This is a genomic window from Martinezella tropici, assembly GCF_008370325.1.
GTDB lineage: Bacteria > Pseudomonadota > Alphaproteobacteria > Rhizobiales > Rhizobiaceae > Rhizobium > Rhizobium tropici_B.
In genome coordinates this window covers 156,134-183,051 of the sequence record NZ_VNIP01000008.1, presented here as the reverse complement: position 1 = coordinate 183,051, position 26,918 = coordinate 156,134, and the positions used below count along the sequence as shown (strand labels likewise).

Below are 26,918 nucleotides of genomic sequence, written 5' to 3'. Positions count from 1 at the left end.
ACAGAAATGCGCAATTTTTCATTTATGTCCCGCGACATCAGCCGCCGCGGTTTCCTCAAGGCTGGTGCCGCAGGTGCTGCTTTCGCGGCCACCAACTCCTGGTCGCCGGCGCGTGCGAGCGATCCGCAGGTCCTGAATTACCTGTCCTGGCCTGGCAATGCCGATCCGTATCTGATCGCCGACTTCGAGAAGGAGAACAACGTCAAGGTCCAGATCAAGGAATATGTCGGCGGCGACCAGATGCTCGCCGTCATCAATCAGTCGCCGCCCGGCTCATTCGACGTTGTGCTTGCCGACGCCGAATACATGCATCTGCTGCATGAGGCGGATTTCATCGAGGAGATGAATCCGGACGATTATCCGCTCAAGGACTACTGGCCGGAATTCCAGAAATTCCCGCTGCACTGGTTCGACGGCAAGCTCTACGGCGTGATGACCGACTTCGGCTATCTCGGCCTTTCCTACAACATCAAGGAATTTACCGCCGATGAGGTCAAGTCCTACGCGGCGATGTGGACGGAAAAGGCAAAAGGCAAAGTCGGCTTTTTCGACTGGTATCTGACGTCGATGGGCGCGATCAGCCTTTCGAACGGCAACCGACCGCCTTTCGACATTGCCGAGGACCATTTCGGCAAGCTGAGGGAAAAGCTGTTCTCGCTAAAGCCGCAGGCATCCGGCTTCTACACCATCGCCGACATCTTCTCCTCGCTCACCAACGGCCGCGCTCAGCTCATCCCGGGTATCGGCGAATGGATCACACTTGGCCTTCGCCAGAACGGAGTGCCGGTCGACACGATCATTCCGGACGAAGGCGGACTGCAGTGGACGGAATCGCTCTCGATCGTCAAGGGCACGCCGAAGAAGGATCTGGCCCGCAAATTCATCCAGTACACGACCTCGCCGGAGGGACAGGTCAAGATGGCGACAAAGGTCGACAACAAGAAGTCGATCCCCTCGATCAAAGGCTGGGAACTGCTTGCCAAGACCATGCCAAAGGAAGCAGAAATCCTGCGCCTCGAACTGAACAAGCCGAACGTCATGGACGAGTACAAGGCCAAGAAGATCGCCCTTCGCCAGCTTCCGACGCAGCAGTCCATCGAGGACTGGAACGATGTCTGGAGCGAGTTCAAGTCCGCCTGACCGGGGAAGGGAGCGCTTCAAGATGCATTTAAGTCCAACCCAAGCGAAAGTGGTCGCGATGTCAGGCGGGGACGCAAGCCCTGCCCGGCGCACGGCCGGTTCGCCTGCGGCGGTGCCCGTCATCCTGGGCGTTCCCGTCATCGCCTGGCAGGCCGTGTTCTTCGCGGCCCCGCTCGTTTTCCTTGTGGTCGTCACCTTCTGGACGGTGCGATCGTTCAAGCTGCAGCCGGCCTTTTCCTTCGACAACTGGCAGAAGGTGCTTTCGTCCACGCCCTTCCAGAGAGCTCTTGTCTATACGGCCGAGGTCTCGGCGCTTTGTGCCGCGCTGACGCTGGTGGTCGCACTGCCTGTCGCCTATACGATCGCTTATCGCTTATCCCGCCGGCTCAGGGACCTTGCGGTCGCGGCACTCGTCGTCCCGGTTTTCTCGAGCTACCTGCTGCGCATCTATGCCTGGCAGATCGTGCTCAGCCCCGGAGGCATTGTCAACAGCCTGACCCGGCTTGTCTTCGGCATCGAGCTGCCGCTGCTCGGCGGGCAGTTCTCGCTGCAGATCGGCCTCCTCACCGCGACCCTGCCGGTTGCGGTTCTCATCCTCGTCCTCGCCTTTTCCGGTGTCGACAGGGCCTTGATCGAGGCGGCCGCCAATCTTGGATGTCGGCGCGTCCGGATCATCTGGCATGTCCTGCTGCCGTCGATCCGCAACGCCGTGCTCCTGGCAGCCTCGACAGCCTTTCTCATGTCCTTTGGCGATTACATCAGCCCGGTCTTTCTGACGGGCAGCAAGCCGCCGACCCTTTCGATCCTGATCGTCGATACCGTAAAATCCGGATCACAATGGCCGCGCGCCTCGGTGATCGGGGTCAGCATGCTGGCGATCCTCGTTGTCGTTCTTCTTGCCCTCAACTGGCTCGGACGAGAGCGACGCGGCCGGAAAGGAGCCCGCTGATGTCGACCAGATCCACGACCCTGCTATCGCGCGGCGCGCAGTATGTTTTCCTGGCGATGTTCTTCGCATTCATTGCCACGCCGATGCTGGTGATCATCATCTTCTCGTTCGACCACAACCGTTTCCCGACCATTCCCTGGGGTGGTTTCAGCCTCGAATGGCATCGCGCGGCTTTGGAAGACGGCATGATCCAGTCGGCCTTTTTCAACAGCGTGACGGTTGCCGTATCGACCGCCATGCTGTCCACGCTTCTCGGCTTCGCAGCCGCCTATCTCGACTATCGCTATGTCTTCCGCGGCAAGGCTCTGTTCGACCTGCTGGTCGCGATACCGCCGGCCGTACCGGCCAGCATCCTCGGCATGGCCATGCTTGCTTTTCTGTCGCGCCTCGGCCTGTTCGGCAGCAAGACGGCGATCGTCGCCTGCCATGTGGCGATTGCCACATCGTTCTCGATGGCGATCGTGCGATTGAAGCTTCGAGACTTTCCGCGCGATCTGGAGCCCGCGGCCTGGAACCTCGGCGCCTCGCCGTTTGTAACGCTGTTTCGCGTCGTCGTGCCGTTCTGCAAGCCAGCGCTGATCGCATCCTTCTTCCTGACTGCAGCCGTTTCGTTCGACGAATTCCTGATCGCCTGGTTCGTGGGCGGGACGGTCGAGACCTTGCCGGTGCGCATCCTCAATCTCCTGCAGGGTCAGGTTAATCCCAAGATCAATGCCATCGGCACCATCGTTCTCCTCATCAGCATCACGCTGGTGCTCATCGCCCAACGCTTCGTCGGTGTCCGCCCGGGTCGCCGCGCCAATAATGAAGGATGATGCCATGACGGATGCCTTCCTATCCCTGAAAAAGCTCGACATGCAGTATCCCGGCCATCATGCCGTGCGAGGCATCGACCTCGATATCCGGTCCGGCGAGTTCATCGCCCTGATGGGACCGTCCGGCTGCGGCAAGTCCACGACGCTGAGGCTGATCGCCGGGCTCGAAGAGCCGACGTCAGGCGAAATCTCCATCGGCGGCAGGCCGATGAATGGGGTTCCGGCCTTCCAGCGCGAGACACCGATGGTCTGGCAGAGCCTTGCGCTTTTTCCGTTCCTGAACGTCGTCGAGAATGTCGAGTTTCCGCTGCGCATGAAGAAGCTCGGCCCGATCGAGCGACGCAGGCGTGCCATGCAATGGCTGGATCGCATGGGGCTTTCGGCCATGGCCGAGCGCGATATCAGCCAGCTTTCCGGTGGCCAGCGCCAACGCGTGGCGATCGCTCGTGCGCTGGTCACCCAGCCGCCGGTCCTTCTGCTCGACGAGCCGCTCTCGGCGCTCGATGCACATCTGAGGGTCAGAATGCAGACGGAACTTTCGCGGCTGCACAAGGAACTCGGCATCACCTTCATCTACGTTACGCACGCGCAATCGGAAGCCTTTGCGCTCGCCGACCGCATCGTGCTGATGAGCGACGGCCTGATCCAGCAATCGGGTCGACCACAGGACGTCTATCGCGAACCGGCCAATGCCTTCGTTGCCGAGTTCATGGGAATGAACAATATCCTGACCGGGACCGTCGCGGGACGCAGCGGCGACCATGGCGCAATCGATACGGACGCGGGGCGTTTCGAAGTGCCCGCCGGCACGCTGCCGGCCGCCGGCCGAGCAAGTTTTGTTATCGCAGCCGACCGGATAGCGTTGCGGAACAAGGCACGACCGGACATTGCCAACCAGATCAGGGGCAATGTCATCGGCATCGAGTTCTTCGGCTCCACGCAGACGGTCTTCGTCGAAGCGGAGGGCTCTGAATTCCGCGTGCAGAAACAGCAGCACGAACTCGATGCCCTCGACCTCGCTCCGGGTCGCGAAGTCTTTCTTACCTGGCAACCCGACCATGCCTGGGTTCTGCCGCAGCATGCATGAACAACAAGGAGGAAAATACCTGATGAGTTATCGCGAGGAATTCATGAAACGGGCGGTGGACATATCGCGCCGCGCCCTGAGTGAACCGGGAACCGAACCCTTTGGCGCGGTCGTCGTCAAAGATGGCAAAATCGTCGGCGAAGGTCTCAACCACTCGCTTGCTCATTTCGACCCGACCTCTCATGGCGAGATCGAAGCGATCAAGGACGCATGCCGGACGCTGAAATCCGTCGATCTGACCGGCGCGGACATGTACACCTCCTGCGAGCCGTGCGCAATGTGCGTGGCGACGATGGAAGTTGCAGGCATTTCGCGGTTGTTCTACGCATCGTCCATGGCGCAGGCCGGAACGGCATTCGAGAAGCTGACGAAGACCGAGCGCCATCCGATCGACGTCGATAAAGTGCGCGCCGCCTCGGGCGCCCTGATCGGCGATCGCGACATGCCGTCCGAACAGCATCTCGAGGAAGAAGCTACAGGCATCCTCGAAGCCTGGGCAAGAATGAAGAAGGGCCAGTGAAATGAAGCATGCGCAGAGTGGTGCGACGTCGCGGTCGGTCAACGACCCGACCGCGAAGGGCAAGGGGCCGCCGGCTATTGAGGACATCACGGTGAAGCCCATGCCCGCGTCGCGGACGGAAGCCGTCCAGGAGGCACTGAGGCAAGCGATCATCGAACAGAAGCTCAGGCCTGGCGCAAAACTTCCTGAAGATGCGCTTGGGGAAACCTTCGGCACTAGCCGCACCATTGCAAGGGAGGCGCTGGGCCGCCTTGCCGTGGAAGGACTGGTCGACTTGAAACCGAACAAAGGCGCATTCGTCGCCAACCCGACGCTCGAGGAAGGGCGGGATATCTTCATGGTCCGCCGGGGGCTGGAGCAAACGGTCACCGGCCTGCTGGCCGGCAGGCTGAGAGCCGACCAGATGACGCAGCTGAAAGCCTTCAACGAGAAGGAGCGCAGCGTTTCGGGCGTGGACGAGAAGGAGTCGATCCGTCTTGCGGGCGAATTCCATCTCCTACTGGCGCGGATGACCGGCAATCAGCTTCTGATCCGCTACGTCACCGAGGTCGTGTCGCGTTGTTCGCTCATCCTTGCCATGTATGGACGGCCGCATTCGGCCGATTGCGGCGTTGACGAACACGCTGAGATCATCGCGGCGCTGGAGCGCGGCGATGCGCCGAAAGCATCGCACCTGATGGACCATCATCTCGAATCTGTCGCAGGCCGTGCCATGCTCGAAGCTCGGGCGGAGCACGATATCCGCGAGCTCCTGGCACCCTATGCCGCGCGCATCAAAGGAATGACCGAATGAATATGAATGCACGGCCGACCGACGGCGCGGCCCGCACAAGCTTCGACTTTGCCACGCTGTCCGCGCGCGAGCGGTACAAGCTGATGATCGGTTCGATCATCCCCCGTCCGATCGCGCTCGTGACGACGGTCGACGAACAGGGACGGATCAACGCCGCGCCCTTCAGCTTCTTCAACTGCCTGTCGGCCGACCCGCCAATTCTTGCGATCGGTGTCGAAAACAATCCCGACATGTCGTTCAAAGACACTGGTCACAACATCCGCATGACCGAGGTCTTCACCGTCAACATCGTCTCCTTTGCGATCGCCGAGGCGATGCATGTCTGCGGCGCGAAATTTCCGCGGGGGATGGACGAATTGAAGGAGGCAGGCCTGACAGCGATGCCCGGTACCAAAGTCGCCTCCCCCTACATTCTGGAGGCTCCGGCCGCTTTCGAGTGCCGGCGGCATGTGACACTGGAATTGGGTAAATCCCGGCAGATCATCATGGGTGAAATTTTGTTCGCCCATTATGCCGAAGGCATTGTGGATGAGAGGCTGCATATCGACCCGGCAGGGATTGACGCAATCGCCCGGCTCGGAGGTGATACCTGCGCCACTATTCGCGACCGCTTCGATATGTTGACCCCGAAGCTCTGACGACGTTGAATATTCTACCGAGTTCTCGGACTCGGTAGACCTGGTAGAGCATTTCCAGGAAAAGTGCGCAGCGGTTTTCCGTCCGGAATGCGTTGGGAAACAAGAAGATAGAGCGTTTTCGCGATTCGAAGAAAAGCGGGAATGCTCTAGCCAGGGAAGAGGTGGATTTTCTAGCCGTTGATAGATCCGAATTTGCAATGCCGTGCTTCGCTTCGCCGGTCTTTATTCCATTTCCGATACGAAACGATGTCCGTCTTCATCAGTCGGTTGCAGGCGGAAATTCCGGCAGTATGTTTTTAACCACGCCCTTTAATCGCGCTTACACGATCACGTGATAGTTCATGTGATGCAGCGCCTTGCGGACATGATGTCTCCTGCAGTCCCTCCGACATGGTCTTTCCCTATTCACATCTCGGACTTCTCATGTCGCTCCATCTCGCGGCTGGGCATGTGCGCGCTCAGACCTCTTCCGTATTTGCCGTAACTGCGTGCTTCCTTGTTGTTGCTCTCTTGCTGACAAGCCTGGTGGCGCATGTTGTTGCAACCATGACGCGCTCGATGAATGATATCGACGATGCCCGGGCTGGCCGCGCGGCCGAAGCCGGAATTGCGGCGCTGGTGTCGCGCCTTAGCGCTACCATCAGAGATAACGCCGTATGGGACGATGCCTACAACGCCATCGGCGCTGCAACCGCCGCTGACTGGGCCTATGCAAACTGGGGAAAGGTCAGCGCGAACTATCCGCTATATGATGGCGCGATCGTAATCGGCCCGGATAGCGCTGCACTTTCCGCCTATATCAAGGGCAAACCGATCCAGCCCCAAGATCTTTTCGGCCATGCGTTCGACCGTCAAATCGAAGCCGCCGCCGGCCCGGGCCAGGATCCGATCGTGAATTTCGTGAAGACGGAAAACGGCATTACTCTCGTGGCGTCACAAGCCATCCAACCGTACACACCCGGCGTCGTGCTTCCGAAGCTAAGCGTGTTGAGCTTCACCAAGGACCTGACGCCTGACGTCCTGGACACGCTATCGGACGAACACGAGCTCGAAGGATTGCATCTTACGCTCGCGCCCGAACACGACCTCCTCAACTGGCCGATCAAAGATATGGATGGCGCCGCAATCGCTTATCTCGTTTGGCCCGGCAAAGCGCCGGGAACTGCGGCGCTGTCCAAGGTTTTCCCTTATATCGCGATGGCCGTCGTCATTCTTGTCCTTTTCCTCGGCGGCGTTCTTTTGGCCGGCGCGTCTGAGGCGCGGCGTCTGCGTCAGCTCGCGCAAACTGCCCACTTTGAAGCCAGCCACGATAGTCTGAGCGGTCTGCTCAACAGACATGGGCTTCTTAACGCGCTGGATAGCATGAACGCATCGGTCACGACGCCGCTGTCGCTCTATCTAATCGATCTCGATGGCTTCAAAGCGGTCAACGATGCCTGGGGGCATGCCGTCGGGGACGATTTGATCCGCATGATCGCCCAGGCGCTACCGACGTGCCACCCCGAAATTCTCGCCGCCGGAAGGCTTGGTGGCGATGAATTCGCACTGGTGCAGGTTGGGCATGCCACGTGCGGCGAGGTAGAGAAATCTATTCTCGCGCTGTTTGCGGAACCCTTCAAGATCGATGGGCGGACAATCGAGGCGGACGCCAGTATCGGAGCGGCGATCTGTGCGGGAAACGTAGCGCCCCTTGAGCTTCTGCGCAGAGCCGACATGGCGCTTTATCGCGCCAAGGAAAACGGCAAGGGTCACGCGGTCGAATACAGTCCCGGCCTCGATCAGGATCGTCAGCGGATCGCTGAAATGGAAGGCATGCTGAGACAGGCCATCAACAGCGGCGCAATCGAACCCGTCTTCCAGCCCTTGGTCTCCGCGGCAACGGGCATGACCACCGGTCTCGAAGCGCTGGCGCGCTGGCGCAGTCCGGCGGGAAGCATCAGCCCCGAAATATTCATCCCGCTTGCGGAAAAATCCGGCCTGATCGATGCTCTCGGCATCCATATGCTCCGAACCTCCATCGCTTGCGCGAAAAACTGGGGCGGCCTGACGCTATCGGTCAATGTGTCGCCAATCCAACTGTGCAATCCGGATTTCGGTGGGCAGGTGATCGCTGTCCTGCAGGACTTTGCTTTCGATCCGACCCGTCTCACCTTGGAAATCACGGAGGGTGTTCTCATTACCAATCCGGATCAGGCGCGGCGGTCGATCAATCAGCTCAAAGGCATCGGCATCAGGTTTGCGCTTGACGACTTCGGGTGTGGTTATGCCAGCATCGGCGCATTGCGGCAATTTGGGTTTGACCGCATGAAGATAGACCGTTCGCTGGTATCCAGCGTGGAAGATGGGGGAAACGGGGTTGACGTTCTTCGTGCAACAATCTCCCTTGCGACGGCGCTCGGAATTCCAGTGACCGCGGAAGGTATCGAAACCGCCAATCAAGCAGCGATACTACGCGCCGCCGGCTGCGATCAGCTTCAAGGATATATGGTCGGCAAGCCGGTCCCAGCAGATGAAATCTCGCGAAGATTGTTTCGCGAAGATCAGTCATGGGAACATGCGAGCGTCGAATCCAACCGTTCTGTCACGCGCGGGTGATGATAAGAGTTCCGGATCGCTTGCCTTCCACCTCCATGGTGATTGCGATAGCTTCGCCGAGCGGGCGCTCAGACGAACCGAGCCATCTCTTTCCATCGTCAGATGGACACGAGATTTTCCTACCGAAAGCGAGCAATCATGGCGATCGTTCGAGGTCCCTAGTTGCGCAAAGTTTGAGTTGACCATCCTTGATGGCGAGGCGACACTTGCAACCCGCAGCAAGGCAGGAGGAAAAACGATGGACGAGCCAGACCGCTGGCGCCATATGGCAAGCGCACCGAAAGACGGCAGTCGGATCCTTGTCACGATCCGCTCGTCCGAACAGGGGCCGGCAGAAGTTGACCTCGCATATTGGTCGAATGGCGATCAGTTCGGCACGGAAGGCTGGCGCGCCTCTGATTCCTCGCCCGGCCGCATCGTCGAATATGCCGAGCCGGAATTGAAGTGCTGGATGCCGATGCCCTCGGCCAATCTCAATCGCACCTCGATGCCCTCGCCCTGGGAAGGTGATGACACCCAGCAGCTCGACGGGTCGGGGATTTAAGAACTCGCACCTGCAGGTCGCGAAGATTAGATGACAAGATTGCGTCAGCGAAAGCGACTGACCTCGGTCAAGGATTTTCGACGAGCAATGAACTCGCGCAGAATGGCCAAAAAGAAAGCCTTGCTGAAGCGACCGATCGGTGGCTCCGGTTCGAGATAGAAGGAACGGCCGATGACGTCGCTGTTAAACTCTTCAAGGATGATCCAGAGACGGAGGTCGACATCAAGGCCGGCGCGACGTTTCTCCGTCGCCGGTATCTCGGCGGCGAAGCGCCAAGCCTCGGGCTGTTTGGTCGTGATTGGGAAAAACAATACGAGATCACCGTCTCCGCGAGGTATGCGCACGCCTACGACAACCGGGCGGTCTTACGGCCCGCGCTTTCACCCTTTCCAGCTTCACGGCTCCAAAGATAGGGATAGTGGATAACGGCTGCGGTTTGAATGTCGTCGTAGCCGCTCACCGGCTCGCCTCGTCGCTATCCGCATAAGCTTCGACGGCGGACTCGAATTCGGCAAGCAAAGTGTCAGACATGGTATCGATCGTGCCGGCTGCCCGAGCATCGGACTGACGCATGAGGCGTTCGTAATCCTCGATGTTGAGCAACACGAGTCGAGGCTTGTTGCGCTGTGTGATCGTGACGGGATGACGAAGCGCCTCGGCGATGATGTCGCCGGATTTGCGCGACAGATCGCTCGTCGTATAAGAACTGATTTGACGTGCCAAAGGATATTCTCCGCGATCGCGTTAGGTGACCGCAAATATAACGTCTCGCGAGACGAAAATCCAGCAATTACAGCAATGCTGTAATTGCTGGAAAATAACACCGCATCGCTGAACGGTTGTCGATCTCCACCTACAGCTTGCAAAGCGAGCCTCGAAGTTCAGATCCAATCAATAGCAGACTTGCCGCTCTGCCTCGTATCGGCCGTAGAGCGACCTCAGTTTGGTCCGTTGGGCGTTCGACATGCTCTTGGAAAAGTCGCTCAATGCCCAAAACATCGCGATCCTTTCCAGCTGCGTCGGATTATTCATTCCGCATCGAAACAAGCTGACCAGCGCAGCGGCAAACCCCTCGCGGCTGTATTGAGTATCGTCGAACCAGCTCTGCCGCGTCACTAAGTCAAATACTCGCTTTATGACTTCGAGCTCGTTTTGCGACAAACCGCCTTGTGCAAGACGTTTCAACCTTTCCATGATCCTCTCCACCGCGAGACTGCTAGCAGCTCCACGTAAGCTCGGCATGAGCAGAGACTGCTCAATGCCGGTTGAGTTTCCCTTAGAGCGTTTTGTTTCTGCGCAATTCCGGACGGAAAACCGCTATGCACTTTTCTGGGAATTGCTCCAGGCTTTTTCAGCCATCGAGTGCGCCCATAGAACTTGTGGAATGGGCCATTCCACCCGGCAATGTGAAGCATTATGAGGCTCGACGCCGATAAGCCCGATAAACGCCCGACAGACGATTGTCTTTGCAGGCGTGATCGGGATCATTTCACAACGCCTGTTCACGGCCAAAGTCAGAGCCAGTTCAACGAACGGCAGATGCCGCAGGCAATCGCGAGCCATGCAATAATAATTGCTCCAAACATCATAAGTGCGACCCTCATATTCCCCTGAGGTTCCTTGAAATCCGCTACGATACCTGCCGTGTTGGCAGAGCCTACTTTTCTCGCGGGCCACCCCACCCTGGTCAGCATTCTTCGGAGCAAGCCGGCTTTCTTGACGTTTCTGTGTGTCAGAGCTGTATCAATCAATGACATTAGAAAGACGAGAACCTGCTAGCAGTGACCATGCGTATCACCGACAAGCCCGTTCAGATGCCCGCCGGAGAGCATCGGGAACTCGCTCTCCAAAATCGAAAGAAGGGCAGCTTGCGCTTCCTTTATTAGGAACACGGCCTGCGGTGCATTGAGATCACTCGCGATTCCACCGGCATACTGCATCATTTTTACAAGCGCCAAGATCTCGCCCGGACGTTCCTGTTCCCCAAAATCGCTCACTGTTAAAAACCCCGCCAAAACGATCTGATAGAGCGAGATTGGCATATTTCGATTGATGACGGGCGTTGCAAAAGCGTTGCACACGCAAAAACTGTATTCAGAATCAGCTACATGCGATAAAGTTGTGGAAAGAGCTTGCGCCACAGCGGCGTCGCATTGAAAGACCAGTCCGGCACGCGCGCCTGCAACAGCGCTTCGGCAATTGCGCGCAGAAGCTCGATCGCATCCTGACGCTTCTGGTCGGTCCACGCTTTTGCGACAAGTGCCCTCACCTGCGTTGTATCCATACCGGCGGCTTCGGCAACGCGTTTCCAGGTCCGATCCTTGAAGAATATATGCCGGGCTGCCTGAGAGAGCCGCAGAGCTTCTTGCCTGCCGATAAGGTCTTGGCCAATCGCGGCTTCGATTGTCGCATCGACATTGACCAGCGGCACCGACAAAGCGGGGTAGCCCAATTCCGCTGGGCCATGAAGAAGAGCGACGTCCGCATCCTCCTCGCGGCACCCGGAAGCATAGTCGCCAAAGATCCGGCCAATGCCGACCATGCCGTAAGCCTGGCACTCGACGGCGCGGAGCGCTCCCATGCTGGCTGCCCCAAACACGGGGATCCCTTGGGAGAGGGCAAAAAGTAACTCCTTGTGCCACACCGGCGCGACGAACTCGAACTGACCGTCGATAAGGCCGATGGCGGCCGCGCCGTCCTCAAGTGCTCTAACGATGTCGCCTTGGCATGCCGGCGGTCGTATGACCATCGTGCTGTCGGCATATGCTTTGGCATCGGGCAGGCTCGGACCTACGAAGATCACTTTCACAGGAAACCCTTTGACAATGCGCGGCTGCCGAAACGAATTCGGCGATCCCCGTCCGGATGTTCGAGTTGCGGCGCGAAAACCTTTGCGACCGATGCCGGCAACCATTCGGGTGCCAGCTCGATTGCATAAAGCTGGTCAATACCGCATCCCGACAGAGTTTCGACAAGCTGGTCGAGCGCATCTTGCGTAGACTCGGCCGACGTCGTCGGCAGTTCGTTCAGCTTCGTCGTGCATCGAGCCTGGAACGCTTGCAGATGGGCGGGATCGGCGCGGCGTGAGAACAGCTCCGGGACAAGATCATCTCTGGCACCGGCGATGAACGTCATCCGCGACTGCACGGCCTCGGAAATTGCCCGGGATGCGGCCACATCGGGGAGCAAGGATGCTCCGGCGCCCATGGTCAAGTCGACATATCTCAGCGAGCCGTCATCGCCTTTCGGCCGCAGCAACGCGACGATGGAGGCAACGGCTAGATCGCTCGTCACATCGAAAAGGGCGAGATCGAAGTCTGCCGAGAAAATCTTCTCCAACATCTCGCGAATACCCTCATCTTCGATGCTTTGCGGATCTATCCGGCGTGCGTACCGATCCGCCGGCTCGCCGACGTTCCAAAGGACGCAAGCATCCCGCTCTACCCGCTCCAGCAACCCGTGCAGGACTGCCTCGTGCCAAGTATTCCCCGACGCCAATCCGTCCGATGATACCCAAAAGCGTGGGTTGACATGCGTCCGGTCAAGATGAATGGCCTCGAAAGGTACGAATATCGGGGCGTTCTTCGCCAGATCGCGGGCTTGAGACCAGCTGATCTGTTCACCGGTCTCTACCGGTTCCGCGCCAATCGCCAGCAGATCATCCAAGCAATCAACCGCATGCCCGCCGGAGGCAAGATCATCCTGACTTGCCATCAACGCTGAACAGAAAGGCCGGGTCGCGACCGATCGCTCGATCGCTTCCATCACGGCGGATGTTTTCGCAGAGACGTCGTCCAGACCTTTTCCCTGAGCGATGACGATCGCCTTGGAATTCGGGGCGTAGGCACACCAAACGGGAATGCCTATGCGATCGAGCTCGGTCTGGCGGCCAACACGAGTTATGCCAAGCCGCTCCAGATACGGCCAAACCCTAGACAAGGTTTCGTCGGGTGGGCACATCCTAAAATTGTTCGACACGGTTAAACGAGCGCCTAGCCCTCATAAAGGCCTGAGGCCGCGGAGCTTGCCGACCTTAACGCCACAGCGAAATCGACATCTTTCTCCACTCTGACCCCTTTGGCCCGCCACGATTCAGCCTTCGCCAAATCGCCAGACAACCGCCGCGTGTACCGGACGGCAGTCCCTTTTTCGAGGTCAACCAGCCAAAGTCCCTTTTCGCCCTTAATCCCAATCAAAACTGCGCCTGCCATTATCTCTTCCTTTCAAAAACCGGCCTTCAGTAGGCCCTCCCTATAATGCTCCGTCTGCCACTTTTCCTTGTTTGGAATCATGGCAAGCCATGCCTCAAGATCGAAATTCGGATTGTCGCGCAAGGCGCGCTGTCGATACATCTTGGCCTTCGCAAGATCCCCCTGCATTGCCCAGCTTGCCGCCGCGAGCCTGCTTGCAGGTCCTGGATCTCTCATTTTGTCCAAATAGGCCAATGCTTCGGTATAGTCTCCAAGGAAATAGCTGGCTCCTGCTGCGGTCCAATAATAGTAGTCCGGGGCAAGCGGATTGAGATCGAGCGCGGTTGCAACCTTCGCCAATGCCGCTTTCGGATTGGCGCCATGGGTGAGACTGTCGGCGTGGCTGCAAATCACATCCGCATAGTGCGGGCTAAGGTCTTCAGCATTCGACAAGGCCTCGAGGCTGCCGTCGATATTGCCACGGTAGAGCCGGGCTACGCCGATTTCCTTGAAGCCTCCGGCGAACTGGCTGTCATCACGGATTGCATCCGCCGCCATTTTCTCCGCCTGATGCAACAGCTCGCCATCACCGCGGGCCGTCAGGACCCATTCCATCGTCAAGGTTCTAGCGATGCCTGCAAGAGCCGCGGCAAAACCCCGCTCATGCTCGAGAGCCTGCTTGAAATGCTTGCGCGCGCGGCGGACATTCTGAAGGCCTAAGCGAGATAGGCATTGCACGCCCTCGAGATAGGCAAAATAGGCCTGAGGCTTGCAGCTAAAATCGGAAACTATGTGGTGGAAGGCGCCCACACGCTCGATGAGGGAATTCTGGATGGCAGTGGCGATCGCGTTGCGATGTTCCGTTATGGCCGCGCTATCCAGCTGGACGCGCGTTGCCCAGACAATTTCGTCCCGCGGCATGAAAATCAGCTGCGCGAAAAGGCTGTCGCCTGTCCTCTTCGTATCGAGCGCGTAGACCACATTATGCTGCTTGAGGAGCCCGGCCTTGTCATTTGAGGAGCGGATCTGCTCGGCGGTATAGGGAGCGACTACGGATACGCTTCGATCGACGCAAAGACTGATCGTCAGGTCCTCGATAACCGCATTTGCGACCGATCCGGCTCGCTCCGAATCCTCCAGCGTCTCAGGCGGAAGCAAGGCGATACGCGGTATTTGGCTGTCGGCGGCAACCGGAAGCATATCTTGAGCCGGATGGTTTGAATTCGGATCCTTCGGTCCGACAATCAACTGACTGTAAGACGTGATTTTCTCGCCGAGCGCCACCCTGACCTCATCATCGGTCTGGTCCCTGTCCAGCAGAAGCATGGCTGCGCGCTTCAATTCGCCGCGATTTTGGGTCCAGGAGGGTTGGCTCATTGTTTTGAAGAATTCCGCTCGCAGCTCCCCCGCAAGCCGTGCCCGGACGTCGCGTACCCAGACGGCCACGGATCCGGAGCCATTGCCGTAAGCGGGCAAAAAATTCTTGGCAACGGCATCGGCGAGCGCGCTAAGCCTGGCAACGCCCGACGCATTTTCGACGGCATCCAGATCGCACTGCAATGCATCGACGTTCAATGCGAGGCTCGTCGCAACACCGCTGACCAGCGGCCTGGATGATTTGGACGTCGCAGTCGCCAAACGCAGAAGGGTCGACCTCAAATTGGCGCCGGCAGCCTGAAGGTCGCCAGGCCAGAGAAAAGCCGCCAGATCCTTCCGTGGCATCGATCGTCGGCAATCGTAGAGATAGGCAAGCATGAGCAGCGCCTGTTTTGGCACGTTCATGCGATCACCCTTCTCATCATAAAGGGCGCAACTGCCGAGTGTCGTTAAATGAAATTTCATCTTCTAGATCAGCGCTCGTTGTCGGGTTCGGTCGGTTGATTGCACAAAAGCGAGCACCCTTGCCCGCAACCGCTTGTCATCAAGCGCGGATAAAGCCGTCTGCAGAGCGCTCTCATGATGTTTAGTAAAACGAAAATTAGCTAGCCTCTCCGTCGAAGGAAGGGCGTTATCCGATGTGCTTCTGAAGAAAAACGTGACCGGGATACCGAGCACTTCCGAAATGCGCAGAAGGCGATCGGCACCGATTTTTTCGATGCCGCATTCGTATTTCTCTAGCTGCCGAGGACTTATGCAAAGCCTCTCGGCCAATACACCCGGCGCAATGGACAATTCTTCCCGGCGCAGTCGAATGCGTGATCCAACGTCAACATCGAGCGCATCCGGCTTTTTGTCCATGAAGAAACCGTCAGAAGAGAAACTACTTTCATGTTCGCAGCTTTTACTGAAATTCACAACCTTCCAGCAGAGTATTCAAAATCAACTTTGCGCTGTGTTAAAAGATTCCGATTGCTATTCTGAAAAGCTAGTAAAATCCCTGATTACGGTGATTGATAGCATGGTAACCTGCGCCAAGTATCGATAAAAATAGTTTTGAGTCCGCAAAGCGCGTCTGTCGGTGCCCCAACACTACTTTAGCGGGTTCGATTTCCCGGATCGCTGAAATCTAAATCGAGGCAACGACCAAGCGTCGAACGGCGGGCAAGTCGCCTTAGATGTGCCGTGCCCGTTCCATGCTCACCTTTCGTGCAGCGCGCCCTAAATCGTCCATCGCTAAAACATATCTGCGAATCGGATCTTCTGACCATCAAGGTAGCCATGCTCATAAGCTTTGGCCCGTTCGCTCCCGGCGGGATAGGGGTTCTCTTTGTTTTCCGCCTCACGCTTTCCAGCTTTGATTCCCTGCTCATACGCCTCTTTCTCGCTTTCTGAAGGGGCGAGAGGGGGCAATTGCTGAGGGTAATATTGTATGGGGTTCGGCAACCCGAATCCGGGCGCGCAGACCGGTGCAGTCATTGGCTTTTGCGGGCACATGGTGAATTCCTCCTGATACTGAAACGCCATTTGCGATGGACGGTTCCCCCAGGTCGCCAAACAGCCGCACTGTCATTTTGCGGGACGGCCTGCCGGTGAACCCTTCGATGCCAAACCAACACTGGCCTTCATGAAACTTTTTGATTTTTAAGCCGTTGTCGTGCTTATGACCGGCGCTAAATCCAAACAGAAATCGGTCGACGGTACCAAACAGCATGGTGCCAAGAGGTCGCGCCAAGGGAAGGCATCGACTATCGAGGTCGAGCCCCCACCAAGTTTCATTGAACCCGATCCGGAGTTGACACCCGAAGAAGCAGAGCAGGCGCGTAAAAGGTATTTGCTGAGGCGCTTCTGGATGAGCGCGCGAGGTTATTGGGGCCACGGCGGTGATGGGCTCGCGTGGCCGTGCTCAATGGGCCTATTGATCCTGATCGGCACCAATGTCTGCTTCCAGTATGGGATCAACATCTGGAATCGCGCAATTTTTGACGCGATAGAGCAGCGCAACGCCCATACCGTATATTTTCTAAGCGCTATGTTCCTGCCCCTCGTACTCGGAAGCGTGGCTCTTGTCGTTGTCCAAGTATCGCTGCGAATGGCAATTCAGCGCCGCTGGCGGTCCTGGCTCACCACTGCGCTCATCGCGCGCTGGCTGGCAAACGGCCGCTACTATCAGCTGAACCTTATCGGTGGCGATCACAAGAACCCGGAGGCGCGCATCGCGGAGGATTTGCGGATTGCCACGGAAGCGCCGGTGGATTTCATCGCCGGTGTCATTTCCGCCTTTCTGTCAGCCTCGACCTTCATCGTGGTGCTCTGGACGATCGGCGGCGCCCTGACCCTGGCAATCGCAGGTTCGACAATCACTATTCCTGGCTTCCTCGTCATCACCGCGGTGCTCTATGCCGCGATCACCTCCAGCTCGATGGCGGTCATTGGCCGCCATTTCGTCCACGTCTCCGAAGTCAAAAATCAGGCAGAAGCCGAATTTCGCTACACGCTGACGCATGTGCGGGAAAACGGCGAGAGCATCGCATTGCTCGGCGGCGAAGAGGAGGAGCGTAACGACCTCGACAAGACCTTCGCCAACGTGCTCAGGCAATGGGCGCTCCTTGCGCACCAACATATGCGCACTACACTAGTGTCGCAGGGGTCGAGCCTGTTCGCGCCTGTCGTGCCGGTTTTGCTTTGCGCGCCTAAATTTCTCGAAGGCAGCATGACGCTCGGACAGGTCATGCAGGCAGCTTCCGCCTTCGCCATCGTTCAGAGCGCATTCGGATGGCTGGTCGACAACTACCCACGCCTCGCCGATTGGAACGCCTGTGCACGGCGCGTCGCTTCGCTGATGATGTCGCTCGACGGGCTTGAGCGCGCGGAAAAGAGCGACACGCTGGGCCGCATCAAGCATGGTGAAGCCGAAGGCGATGCCATGCTCAGCCTGAACGATCTCTCCGTGTCGCTGGACGACGGCACCGCCGTGGTCAAGGAAACTCAAGTCGTGATCGAACCCGGAGAGCGGGTGCTCGTAGCCGGAGAATCCGGCACAGGAAAGAGCACGCTCGTGCGGGCCATCGCAGGTCTTTGGCCGTGGGGTGGCGGCAGCGTCAACTTCCACGCCGACAGACGTTTGTTCATGCTGCCGCAGCGGCCTTACATTCCTTCCGGGACACTTCGCCGGGCGGTCGCCTATCCCCGCGCCGCTGACAGCTGGACAATGGATGAGATCAAGACAGCTCTTGATAAAGTGGCACTCGATTATCTGAACGACAAGATCGAGGAAGAGGCCCCATGGGACCAGACATTGTCGGGCGGCGAAAAGCAGCGGCTCGCATTTGCGCGTCTCCTGCTGCACGATCCCGATATCATCGTGCTCGATGAAGCAACATCGGCACTCGATGAGAAGAGCCAGGACAAGATGATGGAGATGGTGATCCGTGAATTGCCGAAGATCACCATCATAAGCGTGGCGCATCGCGCCGAGCTGGAAGCCTTCCATAGCCGCAAGATCACCCTGGAGCGACGCGCGGGTGGCGCAAAGCTTGTCAGTGACATTGATCTCGTTCAGCGCGGGAGAAAACGGAATCTGTTTTTGCACCTCCTGAAAGATCGGCGTTCTCTACCGAGACACAGCGTGACCCAGAATAAAGCGGCACGACGCCAGAACAGAAGTTGATGTCAGCCCGGTCGGGATTTTGGAAGAGCTTGGGAAGCCCCAGTGAGAAGTCGTGTCTTGGCGTTCGGGACAAGAGCAGTTCATCGACGAGATTCTACCAACCAAACAGCAGCGCCGCCCCACTTTGCCTGTCGCCGTTCTGCACGACTTGCGTGTCGGTATTTCTTCCAAACTGGAAGATGCCATAGGAGTTGTCGCTGCCGTTCTGCTGCAGGGTCGCGGAATGACCACTGCCTTCCTGGCGGACGATACCGAGATTGTCTCGTCCATTCTGCCCGATGCCGGCAAGATTGTTTCGGCCGAGCTGACGGATATGAGCGCCCCCACGCAGCCCGTTGTAGAGCGAATAGGCCCGCAAACCGAGGTCCATCGCTTCGGCATCCTGTGTCGTCCGAGGCGAAAGGTAAAATGCGATCGAGCCGCCAGCCATGGCAGGGCTTGCCTGCGCCGAAATGCCAAGCAATACAGCAACGGTGGCGATTCCTAGAGTGTTGGCGAGCTTGCTATTCATGATTGCCTCTCCTGATCCGGCCGTCATCAGCCGATGCGCCACTCTGGCAAAACCAAGCTGAACCAGGTCAGAAGACATTGTTCAGCAGCCATTTAACTGCGCAGATAAAGGAAGACGGAAGGAGCCCAAACCATCCATGGGCTTGGGGTTCGATTGCAGCAACCAGACAAAAAGAACCATCCAGCGGTTCAGGAAATCGCTGAATGGCTCCACTGCATACTCCCGCGCGATTCCGGACGGAAAGCCGCTGCGCGCTTTTCCTAGAATATCTTTAAAAGACGCCAGTCACCTGTTTGCTGCAGCTGACATTCGCGCCAGGGGCCGTCACCTTGAGCTTCACATCGTAAAGGGCGCCGCCCGCGCTGACACTTATTCGACCGAGCGACGTCGTGCGGCCGGCCACCGCTGAAAATTCACCGCCCTGCTGGACGTTCGAGGAGCCTCCCTCCCCTCCGCCGGATACGCTGATATCGTAGGTGCCGCTTATTTCCCTGTCGGAATGTACAAGCGGCTCCAAGAATATTGTATCACCTTGAATCTTCTCGCGAATTTCGCAGCGAATTGGCGCCGTGCCCGAGCTGTCGGTATCGAGAACGGCAGCGCTCGCGCCAGCGGCGATCAATCCGGCGAGCGTCATCGCTGCGGTGATGGGAAAGCGTCTGCCTGAGTTAACCATGGATTGCCTCCTTGTCGTGGCAAGAACGAGGCCGGGAACCACAGGTCCCGGCCCGTTGCGTAAAGGTCAAGGGCAGGTCTGGACGAACGCGGCAACATTCCCGTTGCCGCCTTGGCTCACATCGGCATTGCAACCATGCCCGACCTGGACACCGGCTGCGATGTTGCCGTTGCCATCCTGCGTCAGAATAGCGGTATGATTTGAGCCAAACTGTCCGATGCCGGCCACGTTGCGGTTGCCGTACTGATAGGTGGCTCCGTAGTTGTTGTCGCCCTCTTGCCCGACGGCCGACAGATTGCGATTGCCGTATTGCTGGCCGATGGCGGTATTGTAGCGTCCATCCTGATAAAACCGAACACGGTTCCTGTGGCCGTTCTGCGCGCCGCCGGCGGAGTTCTGCCAGCCATACTGTTCGATGCGCACGTCGTTGGCCATTGCCGGGGTGATGACGATAGCGCCGACGGCGAAAGCAAGAAGCGTGCGGATAATGGACTTGCGGATCATTTTGACCCCTCCTTCGATGCGGACGTGACCGCGGTTGAACGGCTCCTTTGTAGGCCTCGTGTCCAGAACGGATGCTGAAGACAGTGTTCATCCAAAATTCAGCGATCTGCGTCATCCAGAGCAACAGGCGAGGAAATCACGGCCATGTGTCACGTTACGGCGGAATTTTTCCCCGCCTGTTCGCTTCTTGAAAGCGGAGCTGGAGATGGCAGCATCCATTACAGCTGAAATTTTGGACACAATGCCGAAAGTATCGCTCACGCGTTATCTTGAAATTGAAACGATAGTAACCACATATATACTTAGGCGTGAAGTTCACGCTAAGTGTAGCCAACACTAGGCTTCTTATTGGGAGGAAGTTGTTATGGCAATCTCTCTGATGGAAAGAAAAAGAATGCTGGATTGGGTAAACCTGCTCCTGGCGGCGTGTCTGTTTGTCTCCCCGTGGATCTTCGGTTTCACAGCTGAGATGATACCCACTTGGAACGCATGGATCGTTGCCGCCCTGTTGGGCGTGTTTGCGGTTGCTGCGCTTTCAGTATTCGCTGAATGGGAGGAATGGGCCAGTCTGGTACTCGGTCTTTGGCTGATTGCATCTCCCTGGCTGCTTAGTTTTGCCCCCAATGCAAGCGCGATGTGGACGGATACCGTTCTCGGCGTGCTCATTGCCGGTGCATCACTCTGGGTAGTCTGGGATGTTCATCATCCGCATGCCCACGCTTAACTACGGACACGAGCCTGATATCGATTAGATCTGCTGCATAAGGCGGCAGTATCTAGCGACCGTCCAGCTGGTGTCAGTCCAAGCTTTGAAACAGGTTCCGCCTTCGTCCTGGGTGAGAAGGCGGATCGAGAATGGATCATGAGCACCGCTAGCACTAATGTGAATCAATGTTAGCGGGTCAGACCTCTATAGAACCAATGTCAGCTTCCAGGCACTTCAGACTGCTTGGAAGCCCCGGTTCAGTGTTCCACCGTCACGAGCCGACTACGCGCCCCTCCATGGCAAGACTTTACCGCCATGGGCGGGCATCGTCTTCAACATCTCCACGTTCGAAATCGTCGATTGCTCCGGCGCAAGGAATGACGACTATCTAATTTAAGGAATAGGCGACAAAGGCAACGAGATTTGATAGGTTTATGACCACCGGTTGCGGTTCGACGTATAGATTGGAACAGCGATGGAGAGAAAGAGGATTGCCATGTCTTACCGTTTTCTTCTGAACTGTCTGCTTCCCGCCGTTGCTTTACCAGTTGTCGCCTTTGCACAGGAAGGTGACGTCACGGCGGGAGCCACCGTTTTCAAGAAATGCGCCATCTGTCATATCGCCGAAACGGACCAGAACAAGATCGGCCCCTCGCTCAACGGTCTGTTCGGCAGGACGGCTGGAACACACCCTAATTTTGCCTATTCGCCGGCCATGCAGGAGGCGGGCAAGGGCGGCCTTGTTTGGAACGAGACCTCGCTCCGCGACTATCTGCACGACCCCAAGGCGAAGGTGAAGGGTACGAAAATGACCTTCGTCGGGCTGAAGGACGATACCGAGATTACCAATCTGATCGCCTATTTGAAGCAATACTCCAAATAGCGAGTTGCCACCATCCGGCCGCGGCGTTGGTGCACTCCATGCGGTTCCGCTGGATTAAACCACTACTTTTGCCGCAATTGCCCGGGTGATTTGTTCATGAGATAATACTAAAACGTTTCGCGATCAGATTGTGGAAACGTTCTCGGCCGAGTCAGGGAGGAGACGATGGCTGTCGTATTGATTCTCGTTCTGCTGGTGGTGGGATCAATTGCATTCCATCTGCTGAGCCCCTGGTGGTGGACGCCGATCGCGTCGAATTGGAGCTATATCGACAACACGATTGTCATCACGTTCTGGATCACCGGCTTCGTTTTCGCAGCCGTTGTGCTGTTCATAGCCTATTGTGTCTTCCGTTTCAGACACCGCACAGGAAGCCAGGCGGCATACCAGCCCGAAAACAAGCGGTTGGAATGGTGGCTCGCCGGAGGAACCGCAATCGGTGTGGCTGCGATGCTCGCACCGGGCCTGTTCGTGTGGAATCAGTTCGTCACGGTCCCGGCCGGTGCCAGCGAGGTCGAAGTCGTCAGTCAGCAATGGCAATGGAGTTTCCGGCTGCCGGGCGCGGACGGGCGCCTTGGGCGCGCGAACACGCGCGATGTTACTCCGGACAACCCGCTCGGTTTGGACAAGAATGATCCTGCGGGTTTGGACGACGTCATCGTCGAAGGCGGTGAGTTGCATATACCGGCCGGCAAGTCGGTGAAGATGCTTCTGCGCTCGATCGACGTTCTGCACGATTTCTACGTACCGGAATTCCGGGCAAAGATGGACATGATTCCCGGCACGGTGACCTATTTTTGGTTCACACCGACGCGAACGGGAACCTTCGAGGTTCTCTGCGCGGAGTTGTGCGGCGTTGGTCATCCGCAGATGCGCGGCACCGTCATCGTCGATACCGACACAGCCTATCAAGCCTGGCTGCAGCAACAGCCGACTTTCTCGAAATCGCTGGCCTCGGCGCAAAAGTAAGTGCCATGCGCAGCTGAGGAGGAATACCGCATCGGAGGAAACAGGGAGGAAGGAATATGGTCGAGATTGGTTCCGGCATCGAGCAGGTCATCCGGCCTGCTGAAGTCGAGGATGTAGAGCTTTATCATCCGAAAAGCTGGTGGACGAGATATGTCTTCAGCCAGGATGCCAAGATCATCGCTATTCAGTACTCTTTGACCGCCATCTCGATCGGCATGGTGGCGCTGGTGCTGTCCTGGCTGATGCGGCTGCAGCTCGGCTTTCCCGGCTATTTCTCCTTCATCGATGCGGAGCATTATTATCAGTTCATCACCATGCACGGCATGATCATGGTGATCTACCTGCTGACGGCGCTGTTCCTCGGCGGCTTCGGCAACTATCTGATCCCCTTGATGCTCGGCGCGCGCGACATGGTGTTTCCCTATGCGAACATGCTGAGCTACTGGCTCTATCTGCTTGCGGTCATCGTGCTGGTCGTTGGCTTCTTCGCGCCCGGCGGGCCGACGGGCGCCGGCTGGACACTCTATCCGCCGCAGGCTCTTCTGTCGGGTACACCGGGAGGGCGCGACTGGGGCATCATTCTGATGCTGTCATCGCTGATCCTGTTCATCATCGGCTTCACCATGGGCGGGTTGAACTATGTCGTCACGGTGCTGCAGGGACGCACCCGCGGCATGACGCTGATGCGAATGCCACTGACGGTATGGGGTATATTTACCGCGACCGTCATGGCGCTTCTTGCCTTCCCGGCGCTCTTCGTCGCCGCTGTCATGATGTTATTCGACCGCTTGCTCGGCACAAGCTTCTTCATGCCCGCCATCGTCGAGATGGGCCAGCAGTTGCAGCAAGGAGGCGGCAGTCCCATCCTATTCCAGCATCTGTTCTGGTTCTTCGGGCATCCGGAGGTCTATATCGTTGCCCTTCCTGCCTTCGGCATCGTCTCGGATCTGATCAGCACCCATGCGCGCAAGAACATCTTCGGCTACCGGATGATGGTCTGGGCGATCGTCATCATTGCGGCCCTGAGCTTCGTCGTGTGGGCCCATCATATGTATGTCAGCGGCATGAACCCGAACTTCGGGTTCTTTTTTGCGACCACGACCTTGATCATCGCCATCCCGACGGCGATCAAGGTCTATAACTGGGTGCTGACGCTCTGGCGCGGCGATATCCATCTGACATTGCCGATGCTGTTTGCCCTGGCATTCATCGTCACATTCATCAATGGCGGACTGACCGGCCTCTTTCTCGGTAACGTCGTCGTCGACGTGCCGCTATCCGACACCATGTTCGTGGTTGCTCATTTCCATATGGTGATGGGGGTTGCGCCGATCCTGGTGATCTTCGGCGCAATTCATCATTGGTATCCGAAAATCACCGGTCGCATGCTGAACGTAACAATGGGCCAAATCCACTTCTGGATCACCTTTCTCGGCGCCTATGCGATCTTTTTCCCGATGCACTACCTTGGCCTCATGGGCGTGCCGCGCCGCTATTATGAGCTGGGCGAAACGGCCTTCATTCCGCCGTCGGCGCATACGCTGAATATGTTCATCACCGTTGCTGCGCTGGTCGTCGGCGCCGCGCAGCTTCTGTTCCTGTTCAATCTCGCCTGGAGTCTTCGCTGGGGCAGGCAGGCGGGCGGCAATCCATGGCGGGCAACGACATTGGAATGGCAGACGCCGCAAACGCCGCCAGCCCACGGAAATTGGGGCAAGGAGCTGCCGATCGTCTACCGCTGGCCGTATGACTACAGTGTTCCCGGAGCGGATCAGGACTTCCTGCCGCAAAACCAGCCGGCCTCGAGCGGGCCGTCAGAAAGGGCGTTGTCATGAGCGCCATTCTCATCTTCATGGCGGGGATTGCCGGCATCATCGCCTGGTGGATGGCAAGGCAGCGGCTGACCTCGAAGCCCTGGCTGGAAACGGGCCTGGCAGGCGATGCGCCCGACATGCGTGGATCATCGGCGACCACGGCGAAAGTCGGGCTCGGCATCTTTCTTGCCGTCGTCGGCGCCTTGTTCGCGCTGCTCATCAGCGCCTATCTTACGCGCCTCAGCGGCACCGACTGGTGGAGCATTCCGATCCCTCGGCTGCTTTGGGTGAATACGGCCGCCCTTGCCGCCAGCAGCGTCGCGCTGCAGTGGGCGAAAACCGAAGCCCGCCTCGACCGCAGCGAGATGCTGAACACTGCTCTTGCGGTGGCCTTCGCACTGGCGGTTCTCTTTCTGGCTGGACAGGTTCTGGCGTGGCGGCAATTGGTTGCGGCAGGCTACGTGCTCGCCGATAACCCATCGAACAGCTTCTTCTACATGATCACCGGACTGCACGGCCTGCACATTCTGGGCGGGCTTTTCGTGCTCGGGCGGACGACGATCCGCGCCCGGACCAGCACCGCGGTGGCGAAAGTCCGCCTGAGCGTGGATCTCTGCACCATTTATTGGCATTTCATGCTCGTTGTCTGGCTGATCCTTTTTGCGCTCTTTGCCGGCTGGGCAAATAGTTTCGTCGATCTCTGCCGTCAATTGGTCAGTTGAGGAGCCTCGATGATGACCGAATCCATAGAAAGACCGACAAGTGATCCACTTCTGCCGCCCGTGGGACTGCGCGGCGTCGCGGCTGACCTGTCGTCGGACCAGCGAGCGTTCAAGAACGTCTCCTGGGGCAAGGCGATGATGTGGATCTTCCTTCTGAGCGATACCTTCATTTTCGGCTGCTTCCTGCTGGCCTATATGACGGCGCGCATGTCGACCATCGTCGCCTGGCCCAATCCCAGCGAGGTTTTTGCGCTCACGATCGGAGGCAAGGAAATCCCGCTGATCCTGATTGCCATCATGACCTTCGTCCTCATCAGCAGCAGCGGCACGATGGCCATGGCCGTCAACTTCGGATACCGCCGCGATCGCCGCAAGACCGCCGCATTGATGTTGGCGACGGCGGCTCTCGGCGCGACATTTGTCGGAATGCAGGCATTCGAATGGACCAAGCTGATCAGGGAGGGAGTCCGCCCCTGGGAAAACCCATGGGGAGCGGCGCAGTTCGGTTCGTCCTTCTTCATGATCACCGGCTTCCACGGCACCCACGTCTCGATCGGAGTCCTTTTTCTTCTGATCATGGCACGCAAGGTATGGAGGGGAGATTTCGACCAGGAAAGGCGGGGGTTCTTCACCAGCCGCAAGGGCAGTTATGAGATCGTCGAAATCACGGGACTATACTGGCACTTCGTCGATCTGGTCTGGGTATTCATCTTTGCGTTCTTCTATCTGTGGTGAGGATGGCATCATGACACAGGCGCAGGCACATTCCGGGCAGCAGCATCCGATAAAACTATACATGGTGGTTTGGGGACTGCTTTTCGTCCTCAGCACTTTCTCCTACCTTGTCGACTATCTCGGCATTCAGGGCTATCTCAGATGGTCCCTGATCCTGCTGTTCATGATCCTGAAAGCGGGGCTGATCGTCGCCATTTTCATGCACATGGCCTGGGAACGGCTGGCGTTGATCTACGCCATCCTGGTTCCGCCGGTCCTGGTGCTTGTCTTCGTCGCTCTGATGGTGTCGGAATCGCACTATACGGCGCTTACCCGGCTCGCCTTTTTCGGCGCCGGTCCGTAGCGTGCCCAGCACCATCTGCCAACCATCATCCTTGAAATAAGGTCGACTTTGCCTGGACGGATGAGCAAGCCCACCGTTCGCCTTAGATGTTGCTTTGTGAGTCGTGAAGCAACTGCTCTGGACCAGGATCAGAGGCAGGCTGGGTCATCATGAGATCGACCAAGCCATGGCGCAAGCCACAGGCCGGCGGGAGACCTACGGCCTCGTCAAGGACGCGACGCCATAGGTCGAGCCGCTCGACACCTCGATCTCAATGCGTGGCCATCGACTGCGGCTGGTTGAGGCGGCTGCGGACGGCGGTCAGTTCCGAGGTCGTATGGTTGAGACGGTCGGCAAGCACGCGCATGATCTCGACGGCCATTTCCGGAAAATCGCTGAGCAGCTTCAGAAAATGCTCCTTGCTGATCTTCAATGCCTCAAGCCTGGAGGTAGCCTTTACCGTGGCGGTGCGGGAGACGTCACAGAGGATAGCGATTTCGCCGACGATGGAATTCACGTCGACTTCGGCAACCTTGATCTCGCCGGCCGGGCTATCGACGAGAATATCAGCAGTTCCGGAAAGAACAACGTAGGCGGCATCTCCCTGATCACCCTGATGAAACAGGGTTTGGCCAGCATTATAGCTGACGCGATCGGACGTAAACGCCAATAGTTTCAATTTCGCGGGCGCGATGCGCGAAAAAATCGGCACTCGCTTCAGCATTTCAACTTCGTCTTTTAGAAGCATGAGCTTCGGT

The 26,918-nt window shown here is 57.8% G+C and carries 29 protein-coding genes and 1 pseudogene; 17 read left to right on the top strand and 13 right to left on the bottom strand.

The window, feature by feature from the left end; translation table 11 throughout:
• Positions 1–6 precede the first annotated feature (6 nt).
• From FP026_RS13965 to FP026_RS13925, 9 genes are all read left to right on the top strand, one after another.
• Positions 7–1,140 carry an ABC transporter substrate-binding protein gene (locus FP026_RS13965; protein WP_149635220.1) on the top strand — a complete coding sequence of 378 codons (1,134 nt, stop codon included), beginning with the start codon at positions 7–9 and terminating at the stop codon, positions 1,138–1,140.
• A 58-nt stretch (positions 1,141–1,198) separates the two neighbouring features.
• Positions 1,199–2,089 carry an ABC transporter permease gene (locus FP026_RS13960; protein WP_188112579.1) on the top strand — a complete coding sequence of 297 codons (891 nt, stop codon included), beginning with the start codon at positions 1,199–1,201 and terminating at the stop codon, positions 2,087–2,089.
• Positions 2,089–2,904: an ABC transporter permease gene (locus tag FP026_RS13955; protein ID WP_188112578.1), complete on the top strand. Its 816-nt coding sequence runs from the start codon at positions 2,089–2,091 to the stop codon at positions 2,902–2,904. Before FP026_RS13960 ends, FP026_RS13955 begins: the two co-directional genes overlap by 1 nt.
• Before the next feature lie 4 nt (positions 2,905–2,908).
• On the top strand, positions 2,909–3,991 hold the full coding sequence (locus FP026_RS13950; protein ID WP_149635218.1) for an ABC transporter ATP-binding protein: 1,083 nt from the start codon (positions 2,909–2,911) through the stop codon (positions 3,989–3,991).
• The gene (locus tag FP026_RS13945) at positions 3,909–4,511 is read left to right on the top strand and encodes a nucleoside deaminase (RefSeq protein ID WP_246665341.1); all 603 of its coding nucleotides are present in this window, start codon (positions 3,909–3,911) and stop codon (positions 4,509–4,511) included. Before FP026_RS13950 ends, FP026_RS13945 begins: the two co-directional genes overlap by 83 nt.
• Positions 4,512–4,611: 100 nt before the next feature.
• Positions 4,612–5,304, top strand: a complete 693-nt coding sequence (locus tag FP026_RS13940) for a GntR family transcriptional regulator (RefSeq protein WP_149635756.1) — start codon at positions 4,612–4,614, stop codon at positions 5,302–5,304.
• A 2-nt stretch (positions 5,305–5,306) separates the two neighbouring features.
• Positions 5,307–5,942, top strand: coding sequence for a flavin reductase family protein (locus tag FP026_RS13935; RefSeq protein ID WP_149635755.1), 636 nt, complete (start codon positions 5,307–5,309; stop codon positions 5,940–5,942).
• A gap of 423 nt (positions 5,943–6,365) precedes the next feature.
• Positions 6,366–8,537, top strand: coding sequence for a bifunctional diguanylate cyclase/phosphodiesterase (locus tag FP026_RS13930; protein ID WP_149635217.1), 2,172 nt, complete (start codon positions 6,366–6,368; stop codon positions 8,535–8,537).
• Between the two features lie 238 nt (positions 8,538–8,775).
• Positions 8,776–9,081, top strand: coding sequence for a hypothetical protein (locus FP026_RS13925; protein ID WP_149635216.1), 306 nt, complete (start codon positions 8,776–8,778; stop codon positions 9,079–9,081).
• A gap of 44 nt (positions 9,082–9,125) precedes the next feature.
• Here the strand turns inward: FP026_RS13925 and FP026_RS30850 are convergent.
• The 9 genes and pseudogenes from FP026_RS30850 to FP026_RS13875 form a co-directional block, all read right to left on the bottom strand.
• Positions 9,126–9,541 (bottom strand): annotated as a pseudogene (locus FP026_RS30850) (hypothetical protein).
• Positions 9,538–9,804, bottom strand: coding sequence for a type II toxin-antitoxin system prevent-host-death family antitoxin (locus FP026_RS13915; RefSeq protein ID WP_149635214.1), 267 nt, complete (start codon positions 9,802–9,804; stop codon positions 9,538–9,540). The pseudogene FP026_RS30850 and the gene FP026_RS13915 overlap by 4 nt, the downstream one beginning before the upstream one ends.
• A 168-nt stretch (positions 9,805–9,972) precedes the next feature.
• Positions 9,973–10,275 (bottom strand): hypothetical protein, encoded by a 303-nt coding sequence (locus FP026_RS13910; protein ID WP_149635213.1) that lies wholly within the window; start codon positions 10,273–10,275, stop codon positions 9,973–9,975.
• Positions 10,276–10,856: 581 nt separating this feature from the next.
• Positions 10,857–11,222: a hypothetical protein gene (locus FP026_RS30580; protein WP_246665339.1), complete on the bottom strand. Its 366-nt coding sequence runs from the start codon at positions 11,220–11,222 to the stop codon at positions 10,857–10,859.
• Complete coding sequence (locus FP026_RS13900; protein ID WP_149635753.1) at positions 11,186–11,890, bottom strand: TfuA-like protein; 705 nt, start codon at positions 11,888–11,890, stop codon at positions 11,186–11,188. The genes FP026_RS30580 and FP026_RS13900 overlap by 37 nt, the downstream gene beginning before the upstream one ends.
• A complete protein-coding gene (locus tag FP026_RS13895) occupies positions 11,887–13,041 on the bottom strand; it encodes a YcaO-like family protein (protein ID WP_281408592.1) in 1,155 nt (384 codons plus the stop codon). Before FP026_RS13895 ends, FP026_RS13900 begins: the two co-directional genes overlap by 4 nt.
• A gap of 263 nt (positions 13,042–13,304) precedes the next feature.
• Complete coding sequence (locus tag FP026_RS13885) at positions 13,305–15,053, bottom strand: hypothetical protein (protein ID WP_246665337.1); 1,749 nt, start codon at positions 15,051–15,053, stop codon at positions 13,305–13,307.
• Positions 15,054–15,116: 63 nt separating this feature from the next.
• Entirely contained in the window at positions 15,117–15,566 is a 450-nt protein-coding gene (locus FP026_RS13880; RefSeq protein WP_246665336.1) for a helix-turn-helix domain-containing protein, read from the bottom strand.
• Between the two features lie 318 nt (positions 15,567–15,884).
• Positions 15,885–16,145, bottom strand: a complete 261-nt coding sequence (locus FP026_RS13875; RefSeq protein ID WP_149635752.1) for a hypothetical protein — start codon at positions 16,143–16,145, stop codon at positions 15,885–15,887.
• Positions 16,146–16,311: 166 nt separating this feature from the next.
• Here FP026_RS13875 and FP026_RS13870 point away from each other — a divergent pair, with 166 nt between their 5' ends.
• Complete coding sequence (locus tag FP026_RS13870) at positions 16,312–18,318, top strand: ABC transporter ATP-binding protein/permease (protein WP_149635208.1); 2,007 nt, start codon at positions 16,312–16,314, stop codon at positions 18,316–18,318.
• A 94-nt stretch (positions 18,319–18,412) separates the two neighbouring features.
• Here FP026_RS13870 and FP026_RS13865 read toward each other — a convergent pair whose 3' ends face one another.
• The 3 genes from FP026_RS13865 to FP026_RS13855 all read right to left on the bottom strand — a co-directional run bounded on the left by FP026_RS13865 (position 18,413) and on the right by FP026_RS13855 (position 20,009).
• On the bottom strand, positions 18,413–18,829 hold the full coding sequence (locus FP026_RS13865; protein ID WP_149635207.1) for a curlin: 417 nt from the start codon (positions 18,827–18,829) through the stop codon (positions 18,413–18,415).
• Positions 18,830–19,100: 271 nt separating this feature from the next.
• The gene (csgH, locus tag FP026_RS13860) at positions 19,101–19,505 is read right to left on the bottom strand and encodes a curli-like amyloid fiber formation chaperone CsgH (protein ID WP_149635206.1); all 405 of its coding nucleotides are present in this window, start codon (positions 19,503–19,505) and stop codon (positions 19,101–19,103) included.
• A 66-nt stretch (positions 19,506–19,571) separates the two neighbouring features.
• On the bottom strand, positions 19,572–20,009 hold the full coding sequence (locus FP026_RS13855; RefSeq protein ID WP_149635205.1) for a curlin: 438 nt from the start codon (positions 20,007–20,009) through the stop codon (positions 19,572–19,574).
• 364 nt (positions 20,010–20,373) lie between these two features.
• Here FP026_RS13855 and FP026_RS13850 point away from each other — a divergent pair, with 364 nt between their 5' ends.
• The 7 genes from FP026_RS13850 (at position 20,374) to FP026_RS13820 (ending at position 26,181) form a co-directional block, all read left to right on the top strand.
• Positions 20,374–20,733 carry an SPW repeat protein gene (locus tag FP026_RS13850; RefSeq protein ID WP_149635204.1) on the top strand — a complete coding sequence of 120 codons (360 nt, stop codon included), beginning with the start codon at positions 20,374–20,376 and terminating at the stop codon, positions 20,731–20,733.
• 478 nt (positions 20,734–21,211) lie between these two features.
• Entirely contained in the window at positions 21,212–21,598 is a 387-nt protein-coding gene (locus FP026_RS13845; RefSeq protein ID WP_149635203.1) for a c-type cytochrome, read from the top strand.
• A 165-nt stretch (positions 21,599–21,763) separates the two neighbouring features.
• Entirely contained in the window at positions 21,764–22,567 is an 804-nt protein-coding gene (locus tag FP026_RS13840; protein ID WP_149635202.1) for a cytochrome c oxidase subunit II, read from the top strand.
• 56 nt (positions 22,568–22,623) lie between these two features.
• Positions 22,624–24,402, top strand: coding sequence for a cytochrome c oxidase subunit I (locus FP026_RS13835; RefSeq protein WP_149635201.1), 1,779 nt, complete (start codon positions 22,624–22,626; stop codon positions 24,400–24,402).
• Positions 24,399–25,103, top strand: a complete 705-nt coding sequence (locus tag FP026_RS13830; protein WP_149635200.1) for a cytochrome c oxidase subunit 3 — start codon at positions 24,399–24,401, stop codon at positions 25,101–25,103. Before FP026_RS13835 ends, FP026_RS13830 begins: the two co-directional genes overlap by 4 nt.
• 12 nt (positions 25,104–25,115) lie before the next feature.
• Complete coding sequence (locus tag FP026_RS13825) at positions 25,116–25,838, top strand: heme-copper oxidase subunit III family protein (RefSeq protein ID WP_149635199.1); 723 nt, start codon at positions 25,116–25,118, stop codon at positions 25,836–25,838.
• Between the two features lie 10 nt (positions 25,839–25,848).
• A complete protein-coding gene (locus FP026_RS13820; protein ID WP_149635198.1) occupies positions 25,849–26,181 on the top strand; it encodes a cytochrome C oxidase subunit IV family protein in 333 nt (110 codons plus the stop codon).
• A 250-nt stretch (positions 26,182–26,431) separates the two neighbouring features.
• Here FP026_RS13820 and FP026_RS13815 read toward each other — a convergent pair whose 3' ends face one another.
• Positions 26,432–26,908 carry a cyclic nucleotide-binding domain-containing protein gene (locus FP026_RS13815; RefSeq protein WP_112342423.1) on the bottom strand — a complete coding sequence of 159 codons (477 nt, stop codon included), beginning with the start codon at positions 26,906–26,908 and terminating at the stop codon, positions 26,432–26,434.
• Between the last annotated feature and the right edge of the window lie 10 nt (positions 26,909–26,918).

Coding starts and splice junctions, on each gene's coding strand:
- FP026_RS13965 (WP_149635220.1), top strand. CDS start 7: ATGCGCAATTTTTCATTTATGTCCCGCGACATCAGCCGCCGCGGTTTC.
- FP026_RS13960 (WP_188112579.1), top strand. CDS start 1,199: ATGTCAGGCGGGGACGCAAGCCCTGCCCGGCGCACGGCCGGTTCGCCT.
- FP026_RS13955 (WP_188112578.1), top strand. CDS start 2,089: ATGTCGACCAGATCCACGACCCTGCTATCGCGCGGCGCGCAGTATGTT.
- FP026_RS13950 (WP_149635218.1), top strand. CDS start 2,909: ATGACGGATGCCTTCCTATCCCTGAAAAAGCTCGACATGCAGTATCCC.
- FP026_RS13945 (WP_246665341.1), top strand. CDS start 3,909: ATGCCCTCGACCTCGCTCCGGGTCGCGAAGTCTTTCTTACCTGGCAAC.
- FP026_RS13940 (WP_149635756.1), top strand. CDS start 4,612: ATGCCCGCGTCGCGGACGGAAGCCGTCCAGGAGGCACTGAGGCAAGCG.
- FP026_RS13935 (WP_149635755.1), top strand. CDS start 5,307: ATGAATGCACGGCCGACCGACGGCGCGGCCCGCACAAGCTTCGACTTT.
- FP026_RS13930 (WP_149635217.1), top strand. CDS start 6,366: ATGTCGCTCCATCTCGCGGCTGGGCATGTGCGCGCTCAGACCTCTTCC.
- FP026_RS13925 (WP_149635216.1), top strand. CDS start 8,776: ATGGACGAGCCAGACCGCTGGCGCCATATGGCAAGCGCACCGAAAGAC.
- FP026_RS13910 (WP_149635213.1), bottom strand. CDS start 10,275: ATGGAAAGGTTGAAACGTCTTGCACAAGGCGGTTTGTCGCAAAACGAG.
- FP026_RS13895 (WP_281408592.1), bottom strand. CDS start 13,041: ATGTGCCCACCCGACGAAACCTTGTCTAGGGTTTGGCCGTATCTGGAG.
- FP026_RS13885 (WP_246665337.1), bottom strand. CDS start 15,053: ATGAACGTGCCAAAACAGGCGCTGCTCATGCTTGCCTATCTCTACGAT.
- FP026_RS13875 (WP_149635752.1), bottom strand. CDS start 16,145: ATGTGCCCGCAAAAGCCAATGACTGCACCGGTCTGCGCGCCCGGATTC.
- FP026_RS13870 (WP_149635208.1), top strand. CDS start 16,312: ATGACCGGCGCTAAATCCAAACAGAAATCGGTCGACGGTACCAAACAG.
- FP026_RS13865 (WP_149635207.1), bottom strand. CDS start 18,829: ATGAATAGCAAGCTCGCCAACACTCTAGGAATCGCCACCGTTGCTGTA.
- csgH (WP_149635206.1), bottom strand. CDS start 19,505: ATGGTTAACTCAGGCAGACGCTTTCCCATCACCGCAGCGATGACGCTC.
- FP026_RS13855 (WP_149635205.1), bottom strand. CDS start 20,009: ATGATCCGCAAGTCCATTATCCGCACGCTTCTTGCTTTCGCCGTCGGC.
- FP026_RS13850 (WP_149635204.1), top strand. CDS start 20,374: ATGGCAATCTCTCTGATGGAAAGAAAAAGAATGCTGGATTGGGTAAAC.
- FP026_RS13845 (WP_149635203.1), top strand. CDS start 21,212: ATGTCTTACCGTTTTCTTCTGAACTGTCTGCTTCCCGCCGTTGCTTTA.
- FP026_RS13840 (WP_149635202.1), top strand. CDS start 21,764: ATGGCTGTCGTATTGATTCTCGTTCTGCTGGTGGTGGGATCAATTGCA.
- FP026_RS13835 (WP_149635201.1), top strand. CDS start 22,624: ATGGTCGAGATTGGTTCCGGCATCGAGCAGGTCATCCGGCCTGCTGAA.
- FP026_RS13830 (WP_149635200.1), top strand. CDS start 24,399: ATGAGCGCCATTCTCATCTTCATGGCGGGGATTGCCGGCATCATCGCC.
- FP026_RS13825 (WP_149635199.1), top strand. CDS start 25,116: ATGACCGAATCCATAGAAAGACCGACAAGTGATCCACTTCTGCCGCCC.
- FP026_RS13820 (WP_149635198.1), top strand. CDS start 25,849: ATGACACAGGCGCAGGCACATTCCGGGCAGCAGCATCCGATAAAACTA.
- FP026_RS13815 (WP_112342423.1), bottom strand. CDS start 26,908: ATGCTTCTAAAAGACGAAGTTGAAATGCTGAAGCGAGTGCCGATTTTT.